The sequence below is a fragment of the Chryseobacterium sp. Y16C genome, from assembly GCF_022488405.1.
Taxonomy (GTDB): domain Bacteria; phylum Bacteroidota; class Bacteroidia; order Flavobacteriales; family Weeksellaceae; genus Chryseobacterium; species Chryseobacterium geocarposphaerae.
In genome coordinates, this window is the sequence record NZ_CP092711.1 from 682414 (window position 1) to 700766 (window position 18353).

At 34.8% G+C, this 18353-nt stretch carries 18 protein-coding genes; 11 read left to right on the forward strand and 7 right to left on the reverse strand.

Annotated elements, in window-relative coordinates; translation table 11 throughout:
- Positions 1 to 38: 38 nt before the first annotated feature.
- Genes MKS83_RS02915 through MKS83_RS02925 form a run of 3 tightly spaced genes read right to left on the reverse strand, consistent with a single transcriptional unit; the run spans position 39 to position 5223 of the window.
- The gene (locus MKS83_RS02915; protein ID WP_240581888.1) at positions 39 to 2486 is read right to left on the reverse strand and encodes a TonB-dependent receptor; all 2448 of its coding nucleotides are present in this window, start codon (positions 2484 to 2486) and stop codon (positions 39 to 41) included.
- A gap of 26 nt (positions 2487 to 2512) precedes the next feature.
- Positions 2513 to 3991: a trehalase family glycosidase gene (locus MKS83_RS02920; RefSeq protein ID WP_240581889.1), complete on the reverse strand. Its 1479-nt coding sequence runs from the start codon at positions 3989 to 3991 to the stop codon at positions 2513 to 2515.
- 2 nt (positions 3992 to 3993) lie between these two features.
- The gene (locus MKS83_RS02925) at positions 3994 to 5223 is read right to left on the reverse strand and encodes an MFS transporter (protein WP_240581890.1); all 1230 of its coding nucleotides are present in this window, start codon (positions 5221 to 5223) and stop codon (positions 3994 to 3996) included.
- Between the two features lie 123 nt (positions 5224 to 5346).
- Between MKS83_RS02925 and MKS83_RS02930 the strand changes: the two genes are divergently transcribed.
- The 5 genes from MKS83_RS02930 (at position 5347) to purF (ending at position 10024) form a co-directional block, all read left to right on the forward strand.
- Positions 5347 to 6252 (forward strand): AraC family transcriptional regulator, encoded by a 906-nt coding sequence (locus MKS83_RS02930; RefSeq protein WP_240581891.1) that lies wholly within the window; start codon positions 5347 to 5349, stop codon positions 6250 to 6252.
- A gap of 126 nt (positions 6253 to 6378) precedes the next feature.
- Positions 6379 to 6984: a SatD family protein gene (locus tag MKS83_RS02935; RefSeq protein WP_100375649.1), complete on the forward strand. Its 606-nt coding sequence runs from the start codon at positions 6379 to 6381 to the stop codon at positions 6982 to 6984.
- 1 nt (position 6985) lies between these two features.
- Entirely contained in the window at positions 6986 to 7684 is a 699-nt protein-coding gene (locus MKS83_RS02940; RefSeq protein ID WP_240581892.1) for a DUF3307 domain-containing protein, read from the forward strand.
- Positions 7685 to 7701: 17 nt separating this feature from the next.
- Positions 7702 to 8421, forward strand: a complete 720-nt coding sequence (purC, locus tag MKS83_RS02945) for a phosphoribosylaminoimidazolesuccinocarboxamide synthase (RefSeq protein ID WP_100375651.1) — start codon at positions 7702 to 7704, stop codon at positions 8419 to 8421.
- A 103-nt stretch (positions 8422 to 8524) separates the two neighbouring features.
- Complete coding sequence (purF, locus tag MKS83_RS02950; protein WP_240581893.1) at positions 8525 to 10024, forward strand: amidophosphoribosyltransferase; 1500 nt, start codon at positions 8525 to 8527, stop codon at positions 10022 to 10024.
- Between the two features lie 75 nt (positions 10025 to 10099).
- Here purF and MKS83_RS02955 read toward each other — a convergent pair whose 3' ends face one another.
- The 3 genes from MKS83_RS02955 to aroB form a co-directional block, all read right to left on the reverse strand.
- Positions 10100 to 10687 (reverse strand): porin family protein, encoded by a 588-nt coding sequence (locus tag MKS83_RS02955; RefSeq protein WP_240581894.1) that lies wholly within the window; start codon positions 10685 to 10687, stop codon positions 10100 to 10102.
- A gap of 225 nt (positions 10688 to 10912) precedes the next feature.
- A complete protein-coding gene (locus MKS83_RS02960; protein ID WP_240581895.1) occupies positions 10913 to 11566 on the reverse strand; it encodes a porin family protein in 654 nt (217 codons plus the stop codon).
- A gap of 260 nt (positions 11567 to 11826) precedes the next feature.
- Positions 11827 to 12873, reverse strand: coding sequence for a 3-dehydroquinate synthase (gene aroB / locus MKS83_RS02965; RefSeq protein WP_100375655.1), 1047 nt, complete (start codon positions 12871 to 12873; stop codon positions 11827 to 11829).
- Positions 12874 to 13168: 295 nt separating this feature from the next.
- On the opposite strand from aroB, the gene MKS83_RS02970 reads away from it, so the two are divergent.
- Positions 13169 to 14131, forward strand: a complete 963-nt coding sequence (locus tag MKS83_RS02970) for a pseudouridine synthase (RefSeq protein WP_100376985.1) — start codon at positions 13169 to 13171, stop codon at positions 14129 to 14131.
- A gap of 140 nt (positions 14132 to 14271) precedes the next feature.
- On the opposite strand, the gene pncA is transcribed toward MKS83_RS02970, so the two are convergent.
- On the reverse strand, positions 14272 to 14877 hold the full coding sequence (gene pncA, locus MKS83_RS02975; protein ID WP_100375656.1) for a bifunctional nicotinamidase/pyrazinamidase: 606 nt from the start codon (positions 14875 to 14877) through the stop codon (positions 14272 to 14274).
- A 164-nt stretch (positions 14878 to 15041) separates the two neighbouring features.
- Between pncA and MKS83_RS02980 the strand changes: the two genes are divergently transcribed.
- From MKS83_RS02980 to MKS83_RS03000, 5 genes are all read left to right on the forward strand, one after another.
- Positions 15042 to 16184: a DEAD/DEAH box helicase gene (locus MKS83_RS02980; RefSeq protein WP_240581896.1), complete on the forward strand. Its 1143-nt coding sequence runs from the start codon at positions 15042 to 15044 to the stop codon at positions 16182 to 16184.
- 150 nt (positions 16185 to 16334) lie between these two features.
- Complete coding sequence (locus MKS83_RS02985; protein ID WP_240581897.1) at positions 16335 to 16871, forward strand: YfiT family bacillithiol transferase; 537 nt, start codon at positions 16335 to 16337, stop codon at positions 16869 to 16871.
- Between the two features lie 89 nt (positions 16872 to 16960).
- On the forward strand, positions 16961 to 17326 hold the full coding sequence (locus MKS83_RS02990; protein WP_240581898.1) for a hypothetical protein: 366 nt from the start codon (positions 16961 to 16963) through the stop codon (positions 17324 to 17326).
- Positions 17323 to 17709, forward strand: coding sequence for a bacillithiol system redox-active protein YtxJ (gene ytxJ / locus MKS83_RS02995; RefSeq protein WP_100375659.1), 387 nt, complete (start codon positions 17323 to 17325; stop codon positions 17707 to 17709). Before MKS83_RS02990 ends, ytxJ begins: the two co-directional genes overlap by 4 nt.
- Complete coding sequence (locus MKS83_RS03000) at positions 17709 to 18302, forward strand: Crp/Fnr family transcriptional regulator (RefSeq protein WP_240581899.1); 594 nt, start codon at positions 17709 to 17711, stop codon at positions 18300 to 18302. Before ytxJ ends, MKS83_RS03000 begins: the two co-directional genes overlap by 1 nt.
- Positions 18303 to 18353: the final 51 nt, after the last annotated feature.

Consider the following 18353-nt stretch of genomic DNA (forward strand, 5'->3'; position numbering starts at 1 on the left):
AGATCTTCCGACGTTTTTCAATTTAAAAATATCTAATTTTAGAAATCTAAGGTAATTGAAGCTCTTACAGCAGCACCCATGATTGGTCTCGCCATTCTGATATCTCCTGTTCCTGTAAGCGGAGATCTTGGATCACCTTCTGTAATACCAATTGTGTTAAAGATATTGGTTCCGTCAACTGCAAATCTTATTTTTCCTAACTGATAAGAAGTCCCCGCTCCGAATTCAGAAAATGAAGGCAGAATATTTTTATCCGTATTGGCTTCATCCTGGAAACGTTTACCATAATAATTCATACTTACATAAGCTCTCCATTCTTTTGTGATATTTACTGCCGGAGAAATATTGAAATAGAATTTAGGCATTCTTCTTACCGTATTTCCGTCGTAATCAAAGAAATTACCTGCAGCATCCATTCCTGTGAAGTTTTTATATTTCGGATTTTGAATCGTTCCGTTAAAAGTCACTTCCAGTAAATTGTTGAATAATCTTGCATATCCTTCCAATTCTACCCCGAAGTTGGTGGTATTGGCGAATTTATTTTCAGAAGTTCCGTCAGAAAATACATCTGTGAATGAAAGGTTTTTCAAAGTAGAATAGAACGGAATCACCGCTACATCAAATGTTCTTGAATAATATTTATACCCAACTTCCAGCTGGTTGGTCGTAACCGGTTTTATTGCGGACAAATTATTCATATTATTATAGTATGCTTCTTCATTCGGAGATCTAAAACCATTAGAAAAACGGGCATAGACAGCATTTTCTCTATTGATTTTATAATTCAGAGCCGTTGTGAAAGACACTCTGTCTACATCATAATACCAATACGTGTATTTGTTTCCTAAAACAGACATATTATCGTCTGCCGTAGTTGTTAAGAAGGAATGTGTTCCATCTGTTGTTAATCCTGAATTGTTCAGGTTCGAAGTTGTCGTATTTACGCCATATCCCTTATAAGAATCTTTACTGTACCGAATTCCTCCGTTGAAGCTTAAATTATCAGTGATATTATAATCTAAATTTAAATAAAGATCATTTAAGCTACCCTGAATTTGAGAATCCCTAACCAGGAAAGACATATCTGTAACTCCATTGTACGTCTTTGAATATCCTGTACTTGCTGGAGTTAATGAAGTATCAACCAGGTTCAGAAGTTCAGGTCTGTCCGTTGCCGTTGTCAAAATATTACTCCAGTTCCAGTATTGATGAGATTTCCAATTGGATTTATAAAACCCCGCCGTTACATTTCCTTTGTCAAACTTATAATTGAACTGTAAATCGTTGACAAAATTATTCATCTGTTTATCGATTGCCCAGAATCCTAATTTCTGAACATACGCAGGATTTACAATAGCTCCGTTGCTTACCAATGAATATTGATAATTATTTCCTGTAATTCCTTCTGACTTTGCAAAATCTGCCATTGTCTGAGGACCACCCGCCGGGAAAATCCCAGTGTAATTCATGTTAATATTCGTATATCGTGTTTTATTAATGACCGAGAAATTTCCTCCCAAGTCATATTTGAACTCGGCTCCTAACACATCAACTCTCGGATGAATTCCGTCTTCCAGATTTCTATTGAAAAATCCTCCTCCGGCTTGCGGAATATTCAATTGACTGATCGCTCTGTAGCTATATGTTCCATAGTTAGCATCAAAACCCGAGAACTCTTTCAGATCATTGCCATTCTGCGACAAAGGAATAGGAAGGAAAAATGTATTTCGGTCATCAAGCTTTTTATAATACACTTTAGCATAGCCTTTATCAAAAACATATTTAAGATTCATTCTGATTTGTCCGCCATTGTTCGCCTTAAAACCTGTTTTTCTGATTCCGTTATCTGTTCTGTAAAAACCACCAACATTAAAGAATAGCTTATCCTGTACCAAAGCACCACCAAGGTTGACATCGGTACGCATCAAACCATACGTACTGGTCTCCAGTTTTGCAGTTCCTTTAAAATCGTTACTTCCTTCTTTTGTTATAAAGTTAATAAGACCTCCCGGAGAATTATTTGCATAAATAGATCCTGAACCGCCTCTCAATGCTTCCAGTCTGCTTACCGAATTATCTACACGGAAAAAGTTATCTGCATTGGCAAACTGCAAAGCCCCGTCTTCAAAAACAGGAAGTCCGTCTTCCTGAACCTGTACAAATTCATACGCTCCCGCAGAAGGAATCCCCCTTGCAAAAAGGTTGTTCCCGACTTCACCACCCGAAGTTTCCACAGCAAAACCTGGAACTCTCTGCAATAAAGCAGCCGCACTGATCGGATTTTGTTTCTGAATTTCCTTCGCTGTAAAAGTGGAAATTGCTGTACTGGATTCTATTTTCTTTTTGGGATTGGAGTTTCCTGTGATTACTACCTGATCAATAGATGCCGTTCTTGTAGAATCCTGTGGAGTCGTTTCCTGGGCATACGTATTATTAAAATAAAGTGTTGCAATGCCGGCAAGTAAGAAAATCGATCTTTTTTTCATAGCCTTTAATTTTTTTTATAGTTAGTTTAATTTTGATTCAATTTAAGATAAACACCATTCGTCCATCCGAAACCATCCTGATTAGGATATTCTCCACCTCCTGCAACAGTTTCTATATCTAATGCATTGTATTTCTCCATCAGCTTTCCAGTGTTTCTATAAACTCTTTCCACATTGGCGCACCAGTTATTTTTAATCTTTTCTGCCAAGTCATCAAAACCGTAGTTTTTCATAGATTTAAAGCCAAGCCATTGATACGGCGCCCATGCATTCGGAAGATCCCATTGTTGTCCGGTTTTCTTCGTAGTGGTAACCAAACCGCCTTGATACAGGAATTTTTCTTCGATATTCTTTGCGACAGATTCGGCCTGCTTTTCATTTGCTAATCCAAGAAACAAAGGATAAAGAGTAGCAATATGTTCAGATGAGGTTGTTGCATGCTTTTTTGTATGATAATCTCTGTAAATACCAGAATCTGAATCCCAGAAATATTTGTCGATCATCTGTTTCCTGTTTTCTGCTTTTTCTTTAAAAACATTTTCTTTTTCTGATAAATTTTGAAGTGATGAAGATTTTGCCAATGTTGCTTCCAGATGCCACAACAGGCAATTCAGATCAACTTCAGCCAAGTTCAAGGTCTCAATCGTCTGTATATTTTCTCCATCAGCAAACCATCTGCTTGAAAAATCCCAACCCGATTCACAGGCGCTTCTTATATTTCTGTAAAATTCTTCGCCTGCATTTTCGGCATCCTCAATATCTATTAAATAACTTTCAGGACGGGGCTCATTCTCCGCGTCATAATACCTGTTTAAAATATCTCCGTTAATCGTTTTCAATACCCTTTTTGAACTTGACCCGTTTTCCAGTTTTTCAGCACCATTCATCCAGAAAGCATATTCTTTTTCTAAAGTATCATGATATTTGATGTAAATATTTTTATCTTTTGTCGTTTCAAAAAGCAAATCCAGCATTAACGAAAAGTAGGGTGGCTGAGAACGGCTTAAAAAATGAGTCCGGCTCGCATTAGGTACAAATCCGACAGTCTGAATTAAATAAGAACAGTTTTCAATAATATTTTCCATCATTTCAATCTTTCCGGAAACCTGCAAGCCTAACATGATAAAATAACTGTCCCAATAGAAAAATTCATTAAAACGACCTCCCGGAACAACATAAGGTTTGGGAAGTTTCAGCAATGTTCCTTTTTCTTCGTAAGCTGTTCTGGTCAATTCATCCCAGAGTTTTTCTATATGCTCTTCAATCGGCAAATGGTCTTCTCTCTGAATGGATATTTTTGCTCCTAAAAAATTAAAGTTATATAGGACAAATTTTTTCAGATCAAAATTCTCAAGCTGCTTCTCTTCCTGATATTTTGCATTAATTTCAGCAATTGGAAATAACGGAACCGCATCGGTCATCATCTTCTGATCTTCGAAGATCTTCGATCGCTGAACATCATCAAAAAGAGCCTGGATTTCGTTGATATATAATTGTTTGTTCATATTTATTTTTTAGGATTTATTTTTAATTTATTCATGAAAATTGCCGAAATAATTAACAGTGAAAGAGGAATTAATGATAGATAAAACGCCTGTTGTCCACTGAATTCCTGAAACACAAAGCCGGTAATAATTGACCCGATTGTTCCTCCGATTGCAGAAAAAACTACAATCAAACCTGACATTGCACTATGTAAATATTTTGGAATCGATGCTAAGATCACCGAATTGATACTTGGATAAATTGGTGCTAATAAACCGCCCATTAATGGAAATAGATACACAACCAAAGGAGCATTTAACCAAGTTGTTTCCGCATTGATATTAATATTATGAGTCAATGGAAGTACCAATAAAATACTGATCGCAAAACCCACAACACAAAAAGAAACTACGTAGATCCAGCTAAACTTTTTCGAAAAAAAGCCCGATAAAAACCTTCCCAATGCAAAAGCTCCTGCCAAAACCGCTCCCGCCTGAATGCTCATAGAGGTCGGAACTTTTAGAATTTCTTTGTAAAAAGTAGGTGTCCAGGTCTGGAAACTTTGTTCAACCAAAACGAAAAGAAAAGCACACAATAAAAAGAACAATACTTTTCTGTATCCAAACAAACTCGCACTGTTTCTTAGATCTCCCAGCAAATCCGTCTTTTCGCTTTTAGCTTCCTTTTCATTCAGTTTCGTAAAGAACAAAAACAAAAAAGACAATGTTGAAACTCCGCCTAATACCCAATAAACATTCAGCCAATGGGTAGATCTTGGATTATGGTCATCTATGAACAAACTGAATAAAACATTTCCCATTAATACGCCGATCATAAAAAAGCCTTCCAGATAACCCATAAAGCTTGAATGTTCCTTATCTGTATTTGTCACCAGTCCAATAGAGGTGAAGACTGAAATTTTAATTAAAGCGAACGAAACTCCGACAATAGTAAATAATAATTTAAAAAACCAGAAATCACTGGCGAAAGGCATTACAAAACACATACAACTCACTAAAAGTAAAGCAATCAGCATAGAGTTTTTAATTCCTATTTTAGGCAGAAACGATGCTAATATGAATGAACAGATCGCAATAGGCAGATCTTTAAAACCTTCCAGAACACTGGCATGAGATTTTGAAATTCCGAAGTTTTGCTGAACCTGCAGAATCACTGTTCCTACAGAATTCAGGAGAATTGCAAAAACAAAATAGTTTAAAAATAAAACCGCCTTAATATTGAAATTTTTCATTCATATAATTTCTTGTGGGCTAAGATAGAAGCATTTGACTTCACATTAATTTAACATTATAAATCAATATTTGAACTATATTAATATAATTATTATTTTAGGGGATAAAATTTGATTAACTAAATGAAAGTTACTTTTGAAAGGGTGATTCCCGATGAAAAGAGTTCTTTTCGCACGATTCACAACAATTCTCCCATTTCGGAATTTAAATGGGAATATCATTATCATCCCGAAATTGAGCTTGTATGTGTAATTTCCGGGAGCGGAACCCGACATGTCGGATATCACAAAAGCAATTATACAAATGGCGATTTGGTATTAATCGGCTCCAATATTCCGCATTCAGGTTTTGGTTTAAACTCCATTGATCCGCACGAAGAAATTGTCCTTCAGTTCAAAGAAGAAATTTTACAGTTCCCACAACAGGAAGTAGAGGCGAGGTCTATTAAAAACCTTCTAGAGCTGTCTAAATATGGAATTCATTTTCATGATGAAGTACATAAAACAATGCTTCCCAAACTGAAATTAATACTAAGTTCGAAAGGTTATAAAAGATACTTACTGTTATTGGAAATTTTGTTTGAACTTTCAAAATGTGAAAACTATGAGCTTTTAAACAGGGAAATCATGCCTTATACGATTATTTCAAAAAACAAAACGCGGCTTGAAAATATTTTTACTTACGTTGAGCACAATTATGATAAAGAAATTAATATTGAAGATGTAGCAAAGCTGGCCAATCTCACATTACCAGCATTCTGCAATTTTTTCAAAAAAGCAACTCAGATCACCTTTACAGAATTTGTAAACCGGTATCGCATCAACAAAGCCTGCCTATTGATGGCACAGGATAAAAGCATTTCAGAATGCAGTTACAGCTGCGGCTTTAATAATGTGACCTATTTTAACAGAATGTTTAAAAAGTATACGGAGAAAACCCCTTCTGAGTTTATGAAGAACTTTGCTCCTAATAAAGTAAATGTAGATGTAAAGGTAGAGGATGAAGTGAAAAGTAAAGCGCTATTTTAAGTATTTCAGGCTTATATAAATCAAAAAATCAGATTATTGATATAAGCAGATTCACTAATAATCAATATCTATAAGTGTTTCCGCTTATATTTTTTATTTATAAGTAATTATGCTTATATTTGCAAAATGATAGCGGTCATTACCGGAGATATTATAAATTCACAACACGCGGAAACAGAGGTTTGGATCACCAAGCTTAAAAATCTTCTCGAAAATTGGGGAAGCGCTCCTCACACATGGGAAATATACAGAGGAGATGAGTTTCAGTTCAAATGTAATATTGATGACGTTTTCTGGCGTTTCTTAGCCATAAAATCACTTATAAAAAGTCAGGAAAATTTAGATGTAAGAATAGCCATCGGAATCGGGGAAGAAAATTTTTCGTCTGAAAAGATTACCGAATCCAATGGAACTGCCTACGTACATTCCGGGAGATTGCTCAATGATCTGAAAAATGATGGTCATACCGTTGCCATTAAAACCTCTAATGATTCTGTAAATAAGGATTTAAATATACTTCTCAAATGGTCGTCTAAGGATTTTGACAACTGGACCATGGCAACCTCAGAAATCATTCACGAAATGATTATGAACCAAGATATTACACAAGAAGACCTGGCAAAAAGGTTTAATATATCACAGTCCTCGGTTAGCCAGCGACTGAAACGTGCAAACTACGAGCTTATTGTAGAGACTAATCAATATTTTAGAAAGAAAATTTCAGAACTGTAAGATGATTTTTATTCAACTCATATTGGCACATTTACTTGGAGATTTTATTCTTCAGCCAAATTCTTGGGTTGCAGAGAAGGAAAATAAAAAACTAAACAGTAAATATTTGTACCTTCATGTTCTGATTCACACCGCTTTAAGTTTTATTTTTCTTTGGGATGTAAAACTTTGGTGGGTAGCTGTTTTGGTAGGAATTTCACATTTTATTATTGATGCTGCAAAACTCAGTTTTCAAACCATTAAAAATAAAAAAAACTGGTTTTTCATTGATCAGGCCCTACATATTGCAGTGATTGCAGGAGTTTCTTTTTATTATAATGAATTCAATTTTGAATTTTTAAAAGATCAGGACTTCTTAAAAATACTGATGGCAGCCTTGTTTTTAACAACACCTGCTTCAATTTTTATTAAAATATTACTGTCTTCCTGGACCCCCGTTCCGGAGACAGCAGGCAATATACAAACCGAATCTTTATCCAGCGCAGGAAAATATATCGGGATTTTAGAACGTTTACTCGTTTTCACTTTTATCATGGTGAATCACTGGGAAGGCGTAGGTTTTATGGTGGCTGCAAAATCTGTTTTCAGATTCAGCGACCTGGCACAGGCCAAACAAAGAAAACTGACAGAATATGTATTGATTGGTACATTACTGAGCTTTGGAATGGCTGTTTTAACAGGAATTTTAATTAAACAATAAAATAAATCTAGTAAGAAATGGAAAAGAAAGAAATGTTGTACGAAGGGAAGGCAAAACAAGTATTTGCTACCGATAATCCTGATCAAGTAATCGTACGTTTCAAAGACGATGCTACAGCATTCAATGCTCAAAAAAGAGGTTCTGTTGATTTGAAAGGCGAAATGAACAATGCCATCACAACTTTGATTTTTGAATATTTAAATGAGAAAGGGATTAAGACTCATTTCATTAAACAATTGAACGAAAGAGAACAATTGGTAAGAAAAGTATCTATCATTCCTTTAGAAATGGTGGTAAGAAACTATTCTGCAGGAAGCATGGCTCAAAGATTAGGAGTGGAAGAAGGAATTAAATCTCCGGTTACCATCTTCGATATCTGCTACAAAAAAGACGAATTGGGAGATCCGTTGATCAACGATCACCACGCTGTATTCTTAGGTGCTGCAACATATGAAGAGCTTGATGAAATGTATGAATTGACTTCAGACATCAACGAGATCCTGATCGATCTTTTCGATAAAATGAATATCATCTTGGTTGATTTCAAAATTGAATTGGGTAAAACTTCTGACGGTGAGATTATCTTGGCAGACGAAATTTCTCCTGATACTTGTAGACTTTGGGATAAAGATACGATGAAGAAGTTAGATAAAGACAGATTCAGAAGAGATCTTGGTGAAGTTACAGAAGCTTATGTTGAGATCTATAACAGATTGAAAACTGTTCTTAACAAATAAGATTTTAGATTTACATAAGATGCAATTCAATTTAACATAATATTAAAATTTGCATCCAAGTTAAAGATCTATCAAAATAAAATCTAGATTAGAAAAAATAGAAATGAAAAGTTTAGACGTTCATAAAAGTGAATATTTAAAACAGTTTGAAACTCAAACGTATGGAAGAAATCTTTTCAGAACGCAGGAAGAAGAAAGACTGGATGCTCCGAATGAGGAGTGCGGTATCTTCGGAATGTATTCTGACAATGATCTGGATACGTTTTCTCTTTCACAGTTCGGGCTTTTTGCATTACAGCACAGAGGCCAGGAAGCTTGTGGTATTTCTGTCTTAAAAGACGGAAAAATCACTAACATGAAAGATGAAGGATTGGTTTTGGACGTTTATAAAGAGATCCCTGATCCTGAAACTTTTATGGGAAATTCTGCAATCGGACACACTCGTTATACGACTGCGGGAGATAAAAAGAAGTATAATTTCCAGCCATTTTTCGCGAAAAACGAATATGACCAGATTATCCTTTCCATTGCGCATAACGGTAACCTTACCAATGCAAAAGAACTGAAAACTCAGTTGGAAGCTGAAGGTGTTGTTTTCAGAGCAACTTCGGATTCTGAGGTTATTTTAAGATTAATCCAAAAGAATCTTGACCTAGGACTTCGTGGAGCCATCAAAGCAACCATGGAGAAAATTGAAGGTGCCTATTCTGTGGTGGGAATGACAAGAAATAAATTCTTCGCATTCAGAGATTTCAACGGAATCAGACCTTTGGTTTTAGGAGCCATCAACGAAAATTCTTATGTTGTTGCCTCAGAATCTGTGGCTTTAGATGCTGTCGGAGCTCAGTATGTTCGTGATATTTTACCGGGAGAAATCATTTATACTAATGAAAATGAGCCTGGAAAACTTCATTCAATTATGGTAGATGAGGAGAAAGCTAAGCAAAGAATCTGTTCTTTCGAGTACATTTATTTTGCAAGACCTGACTCGGCTCTAGAAAATATTAATGTTTACGAAATCAGAGAAAAATCCGGAGAAAAGATCTGGGAACAGGCTCCTGTGGAAGCTGATTTGGTAATCGGAGTTCCTGATTCAGGAGTTCCTGCTGCCATTGGTTTTGCCAAAGCTTCCGGAATTCCTTTCCGCCCGGTGCTGATTAAGAACAGATATATCGGAAGAAGCTTCATCGTACCGACTCAGGAAATGAGAGAAAGAGTAGTGAACCTCAAATTAAATCCGATCATTTCAGAAATCAAAGATAAAAGAGTAGTTATTATTGATGATTCTATCGTTCGTGGAACGACTTCTAAAAGATTGGTTAAAATCCTTAAAGATGCTGGTGTAAAAGAAATTCACTTCAGAAGTGTTTCTCCGCCAATCATTGCACCTTGTTATTTAGGAATTGATACCCCGTCAAAAGACGATTTGATTTCTGCTAACATGACTACCGAAGAGCTTAGAAATTATTTAGGAGTAGATTCTTTAGAGTTCTTAAGCATAGATAATTTAAAGAACATTTTAGGTTCTGCCAATCACTGCTTCGGATGTTTTACAGAAGAATATCCTGTAGGAAAAGGAGAGGAGACAGAATTATTTAACTAAAATAATTCAAAATAAAAATGAAAGGTCAGGTTTCCATTACGAAACCTGACCTTTCTCTATTGAAATCAAAACTGTTTAGTTGAATTTGTAGGCTAATCCTATTTGGAATACATTATTTTTTCCTTCTGCCTGAACTCCTCCGGTTTCTTTAGCAATATCTGTTATACCAGCAACATATCTTGCTGTTACTCCAAAATTATCTGTAATATAATATCCTGCACCAATACCGATTCCGAAATCAAAACCTTTGATATAATCGTTACCTTTTACAGATACGGACTGATATTTGAATTTAGAGTCTACTAAAAAACTGAATTGTGGTCCTGCCTCTAAATACAAGTTCGGAAGAGCATTATACTGAAACATTACAGGAACGGAAATGTAGCTTAAATTTACTTTTAAATCTTCCATTCCATCTGCTTTTGCACCTACTCCGTTGTATAAAACTTCTGGCTGAACACTAAAACTTGATGCAACAGGAATATTCGCAAATGCACCTCCATAAAACCCTGCTTTAGCTTTAGAGTCTCCCCCAGAAATAGTTGAAATGTTAAGACCTGCTTTTACACCAAATGATACCGGTGAAGCTGAAGATTTTGCTTTTTCTTGAGCAAACGTTAAAGAACTGATTGCGATTGCAATTCCCAAAATTGTTTTTTTCATAATTATTATTTTTTTAATTAATGATTTATATCATTTTCCAACTTCATTATACAAATATCCTGCCAAATTTTATTAATTTAATTTATTATTAATAATAAATGTGACATTTCCTATTCTAAAATAAAATCAATATTGTTTTCAGGTAGATCATCATATGAAAAATGTCAGACTTAAATTAAGCCTGACATTTTTTATTGAATTAAAATTTGTTTTAGATTACTTGAATTAGAATTTAAATGCTAATCCCACTTGGAACACATTGTTTCTTACAGCATCTCCATTGTTATTCTTATAGATATCTGTCGCTCCGGCAACATATCTCGCAGTAAGACCAATATTGTCCGTAAAATAATATCCTGCTCCGATACCTACTCCAAAATTGAATGTGTTGAAATCATCCTTATTCAATTCTGCAGTTTGAGAACCGTTAGAGTTTCCGTTGGTAGAACTTTTGAATTTATCCTTCGCGCTCACTAAGAAACCAAACTCAGGACCTGCTTCTAAATAGAAGTTAGGAACAAACTTATACTGGAACATTAAAGGTACTGTAATGTATCCTAAGTTTCTTGAAGATTCAGTGGTATAAGTATTTCCTAAAATAACATCTTTTGTAGTTACTTTAGCCCCTAAATCACTATACAAAACCTCTGGCTGAATGCTGAATGAACTAGCAACCGGAATATTAGCAAAAACACCTGCGTTAAAACCAATTTTAGATTTCTGATCATCCAATCCCTGATCTTTAGATAATGAAGCAACGTTCATTCCCGCTTTAATACCAAATTGAACCGGGCTAGATGAACCAGATGAAGATGAGGTCTGCTGTGCAAACGCCAATGAACTTGCCGTTACTGCTAATCCTAAAATTAACTTTTTCATAATTTTAATTTTTTAATACTACTATTCTAATTTTAAATTTTACTACCGTCTGAGTTTTCATCAGACGCAGAGTATCTTTCAAATTGCTTGCCAAAAATGAAAACTGAAAAAATCCAATAAAAAAACCGTCAAATTGCTTGACGGTTAAAATGTATATCAAACTGATATTCAGAAAAATAAGGTCAATACCACAACAATCTTTAGAACATTTCTAAATTATATTTTTCATTAAAAATGCCTTAAAAATCTAAAGAAAATATCTAAGCATTGTTCAAATTTCTATAAAAATTCAAGGATTCTATTATATTTTTCTGGCTGGATTGATGATCAAAAATACAGGTTCCAATTCCGGAAAGTAAAGAGAAATTAATTTTACTGTCTACATTTTTCTTATCATTTAATAAGAGGGCAAAAATATCTTCATCTTTAAAATCACTGATATCTAAGTACGGATAATATTTCTGAATGCTTTCAATAATGACTTTAGCATCTTCTCCTGATAACAACCCTTCGAGATAGGAGAGATGTGCTTCACAGATCATTCCGGCTGCAACGGCTTCCCCATGAAGAATAGGATTCCCTTGGCTAAGACATAAACTTTCAATCGCGTGTCCGATCGTATGTCCAAAATTTAAGGTCTTTCGAATATTTTTTTCATGAAAATCCTGATCAACAACATTCTGCTTAATATTCATTGAAGTCTCAATATAAGGAGTCACACTTTCTGTATCCAGCTTATTGATATGAACAAGGTTTTCCCAATGCGCTTGGTCTGCAATCAATCCGTGTTTCAGCATTTCGGCAAAACCACTTCTCAATTCTTTGAAAGGAAGGGTTTCTAAAAATTTAGGATAGATAAAAATCTGTTCAGGGAAAGTGAAGGTTCCTACCATATTTTTAAAATGCATTAGATCTATACCGGTTTTTCCTCCTATAGATGCATCACACATTGACAGAAGAGTTGTAGGAATATTGATAAACTGAATTCCTCTTTTATAGGTAGAAGCTACGAAACCTCCCATATCCGTAATCACACCCCCTCCCAAATTGATAACCAATGCTTTTCTGTCGGCCTGCATTTCTGTCAGAATTTCCCACAGCTGATTGGCCGTCTGGATATTTTTCATCTCTTCTCCTGCTTCTATCTCAAGAATTTCAAACCCTAAGTCTGTCTCCATATTTCCTAAAAGAACAGGAAGACAATATTCATGGGTATTTTCATCGACCAGAATAAAAATTTTACTAAACGATTTTTCGTGTAAGAATTCGTTTAATTGAGAAAAATTATCATTTAATATTGTTATCATTTTCAGATTTTCTATAGGGTTAATTATAAATCTATATTGCAAAGTTATGATTCTTAATTTTTAACTCGTAACTAAATTAACTATCTTTGCACAAATATTTAGAATGAGCAGAGATAATAATAATTCAGAAAGACCAAAAAGACCAAGAATTTCAACAAGAAAAAATTCTGATGATTCTCGTGCTTCTAGATCTGGAAACTCTTCAGGATCAAGACCTTCTAAGAAACCTTTTCCAAAAGCAGGAGAAAGAAATTCTGATTCCAAAAGGAGTGGTGGCACAAGTTACCAAGATAGAATGGATAAGAAATTTGGAAAAACTGAACAAAAAGATTTCATTACCAATTCGAGTGAAGGAAAAAAATCGTTCGGAAAATCAGCTCCAAAAAGAGGCGGAAGCAGACCTAATACCTTTGATACGAGAGATAAGTATGAAAGAGGCAGCTTAAAATATGGTAGAAGACCGGGAAGTGGTGATGACAGAAACCAGGATGGTGCAAAATCTTTCGTACAAAAAAGAAGACTGAACAAAATTGAAAAAGATATCCACAAAGACACTATTCGTCTGAACAAATACATTGCAAATTCAGGAATCTGCAGCAGAAGAGAAGCTGATGAACTGATTACTCAAGGTTTAGTAGAAGTAAACGGAAAAGTGGTTACTGAAATGGGCTATCAGGTTCAGAAAACAGATAAGGTAGTTTTTGACGGACAAAATATTACTCCGGAAAAACCGGTTTATGTTCTTTTAAACAAACCGAAAGGATACATTTCTACTACAAAAGATGACAAAGCCAGAAAAACAGTAATGGATTTAGTAGCCAATGCTTCTCCATATCGTGTTTTTCCTGTGGGAAGATTGGATAGATCAACTACAGGTGTTATTTTGTTGACAAATGACGGACACATGACGAAGAAATTAACTCACCCTTCATTTGATGCTAAAAAAATCTATCATGTAACGTTAGACAAGAAACTCACCCATGAAGATATGAAGTTAATTGCAGAAGGAATTCGTCTGGATGAAGGAGTAGCGGTTGTAGATCAGATCTCTTTCATTGAAGGGAAGCCTAAAAATGAAGTGGGTATTGAAATCCACATAGGTTGGAATCGTGTGATCAGAAGAATTTTCCAACGATTGGGTTATGAAGTGGAAGCTCTTGACAGAGTAATGTTTGCCGGATTAACGAAGAAAAATATCAAAAGAGGACACTGGAGAATCCTTACAGAACAGGAAGTAAATAATCTTAAAATGCTTTAAAATTTTAAGTTTAAAAATACAAAAAGACGTTGAAGATTTTCTCAACGTCTTTTTTTGTCATTCTGACGAAGGAAGAATCTATAATTAAGATCTTCACTACATTATTGCTCCGTTCTGAATGACATTGGGTATTATTATAATTATCCCAAAACAGTCACACCTTTTTGGATCATTTCATAAATAGCATCTCTTCCGTTTTCAGGTTTTACATTAACGGCCTTAGTTCCGTTAAAATGTAAGCAGGTAACATATCCGTTAGCTACAGCATCCAAACAGGTAAACTTCACACAGTAATCCATCGCTAATCCTACGATTTCTAACAATTGAATTTCATGGTATTTCAAGAAGTCATCCAAACCAGTTTTCATGAAGTGATTATTATCCTGAAAACCGCTGTAGCTGTCAATTTCAGTGTTTTTACCTTTCTGAACGATATGAGTTACTTTATCTCTGTTTAAATCTTTATGGAATTCCGCTCCAAAAGTGCCCTGTACACAATGATCCGGCCACATAAACTGAGGAATACCATTGAGAATAATACTTTCACCCACTTTTCTGCCATTATTGCTGGCAAAACTTTTGTGATTGGCAGGATGCCAGTCCTGTGTCAGTACAATCTGATCGTACTCATTTTCTTCCATCAGAAGATTGATATAAGGAATTATTTCATTTGCTCCCGGAACAGCCAACGCACCACCTTCACAAAAATCATTCTGTACATCGACTATTATTAATGCTTTTTTCATATTTAGAATTCTCGAATTTTTGATAAATTTACAAAAACTAATCTTCAAAAATTTGTCCAAATCTGAATTTTCGGCCAAATCGGCATTTAGCTACGAAGACAATCATTATTCCGCTTTTAACATATCCCACTTCAATAGCGTATCTTTGCACGAAATACGTTTTTATGTCATTTGAATCTCTGGGATTATCATCCAATATTATCCGTTCTGTTAAAAAATTAGGATATTTAAAGCCGTTCCCTATTCAGGAGCAAGCCGTTCCGGTTATTTTGCAAGGTAAAGATCTGATGGGAATTGCACAGACGGGTTCCGGAAAAACGGCTTGTTTTGTGATGCCGATCTTAGAAAAACTACAAAATACCGAAGTTAAAAAAGACAGAAATGTTCAGGTTTTAATATTGGTTCCAACAAGAGAACTGGCGATTCAGATTGATGAAGTTTTCAGAGCTTTTACAGAAAACTTAAAGCGTGAAGTCCGTACCATGGCTGTTTATGGAGGTGTTTCCATCAATCCGCAAATGAAGGGTGCATTTGGAGTAGAAGTTCTTATTGCCACACCAGGTCGTTTATTGGATCTTATTGAGCACAATGCATTAAGTATTTCCAGAATCCAGCATTTAGTTATTGATGAAGCTGATAAGATGTTTCAACTGGGTTTTGGTGAAGAAATGAATAAGCTTTTTGCCATGATGCCTGTAGCAAAGCAAGTAACGTTGTTTTCCGCAACATTAAATGATAAGATTTCTGAAATGAAGGAGCGATTGTCCATCAACCCTACGATTATTGAAATCAAAAAGCAGGAAGTTGAATTGGATAATATCGAGCAGCTGGCTTATCACGTTGCCCCGGAAAATAAAGGTCCTTTTTTACGGTATTTAATTAAAGAAAGAAACATTGAAAAAGCTTTAATTTTTGTTTCCTCTACAAGGTCTGCAGATAACTTGGTAGAAAAGCTGAAAAAGAATAAAATAAAAGCGGTTGCCATTCACAGTCAGAAATCTCAGGGTGCCCGTAGAAATAATCTAGAAGAATTTAAAGGAAAAGGAGCTCAGATTCTGGTTGCTACAGATTTAATCGGCCGTGGAATCCATATTGATTCTTTACCTTATGTTATCAATTATGAACTGCCACGTTCACCTTTAGACTACGTTCACCGTATCGGTAGAACAGGACGTGCCAATGAAAAAGGAACAGCAATTAATATACTTACAGATGCAGAATTACAGCATTTTCGTGTGATCCAGAAAAAAATGGGGAAAAAAGTGACCTTGCAAAGAACAGAGGACATTAATCTACATGGTTATTAGTCTTTCAGATTAAATAAAAAAGCTTCAGTTTTTTATAGAATTGAAGCTTTTTTCATAGGTGAAATTCTTGGATTTTTGATAAATTTACAGAAACTAAATTGTCCTAAATTATCGTATTTAAGAGACATTTTTTTAATCAACAGAGTATTTATGAATGATTTAAATTTAAAAAAATTTCCAATAGGTGAGTTTCTTCAGCCTGAAAACATTAGCCGAGAAGAATTATCCGATGCTATAGATATTATCAGCGATTTTCCTAAAAGATTAAAAAAACTGGTAGAAAACTGGTCAGATGAGCAATTAGATACTCCTTACAGAGAAGGAGGATGGACAGTCCGACAACTTATTAATCATATTGCAGACAGCCATATCAACAGCTTTACAAGATTTAAACTGGCATTAACAGAAGATAATCCTACCATAAAACCTTATGAAGAAGCAAAATGGGCTGAATTGGCAGATAGTGCAACGATGCCTATAAAACCGGCTTTAAGGATGATTAAAGGAACTCACCAAAGATGGTCTGTTTTATTAAAAAGTTTGTCCGAAGAACAATTTAACAGAACATTTCATCATCCGGAACAAAATATCAATTATACTCTAAAAAACTGTACTGCTTTATACGCATGGCATTGTAATCACCATTTTGCTCATATCGAAAATCTGAAGATCGAAAAAGGTTGGTAAAAAAAACGCTTCATAACAAAGTTTTTTTTGATGAGATTAAGTCAAGAATCAGCAATCTGTCAGCTGATTCTGAAAAAAAATGGGGTAAGATGAATGCTGCTCAAATGCTGTATCACTGCGATTTAGTATTGCAAATTCCTCTTCAGAAAATTGAACTTCAAAAGATCAATTATATTTTCAGGATGATAGGAATTATCACAAAAAAAGAAATGCATATTTTTAATAACGGAATTCCTCATAATATGCCTACTTTTCAAAAACTAATTGTTAATTTTGAATGTAGTTTTGAGGAAGCCCGAAACAATCTTTTAAAAACATTGGATTTTTACTGGGATTCCTTTGAAAAACAGAGTTTACCCAAAGAACATATTCTTTTTGGAAACATGAAGGAAAAGGACTGGGGTTTTTTGGAATATAAACACCTCGACCATCATCTTAAACAATTTAATGTATGAGTTTTTTTGATAAAATATTCGGAGGAAAAGAGGAAGCGAAAGAGCAAAAATCATTTTGGAAACCAATAGAATCCGAGGATGATCTGAAAATTGCCATTGACAATTCTTATGCCTATAAAGTTGCCATATTTAAACATTCAACAAGTTGTTTTATCAGCAAAACAGTTTTAAGGAATTTTGAAAAAGAGATAGAAAGTCTTGAAAATACAGATGATATAGCAGAACTTTATTTTTTAGATTTACTGGCCTACAGACCTCTTTCCAATAAGATTGCGGAAGATCTTGGAGTAAGACATGAAAGTCCACAATTACTTGTCGTAGAGAACGGAAAAGTAATTAACAACGCTTCGCATCAAAATATATCTATAAATCAGTTATCATAATGAAAAATATTAATACTTATTTAGCAAACATTCTCGAAGTTCCCGTAGAAAATGTAAGCGCATGCAGCCTTCATTATGAAGTAAAAAAAGTAGCTAAAAACGATTTCCTTTTGCGATACGGAGAAGTCTGCAGATATAACTTCTTTGTAGAAAAAGGCCTGCTTAAGATGTATTCTATTGATAAAAACGGAAAAGAACATATCATACAGTTTGCACCGGAAAGTTGGCTGATTTCGGACAGAAGCAGTCTTTATTTCAATGAAAAATCAGTGTATTATATTGAAGCGGTAGAAGATTCCGAAGTGCTTTTATTACAGCCGGATTTCTTTAAAAAACTGGTAGAACAATTTCCGAATATTGCTTCCAAGAATGATATTTTGCTTCAAAAGCATGTAAGAAGCCTTCAAAACAGAATCAATTCTTTACTGGGTGAAACCGCAGAAGAAAGATACCTGAGCTTTATTAAAATGTACCCGGATTTGCTGTTAAGAGTTCCACAGTGGATGATTGCTTCTTATTTGGGTATTACTCCTGAAAGCTTGAGCCGTGTAAGAAAAGAACTGGCAAAAAAGAATTTTGTAACGAACAAATAAGCATGATGCTTTATTCGAAATATAAAATCATTTTCTTTTTAGGGAATGATT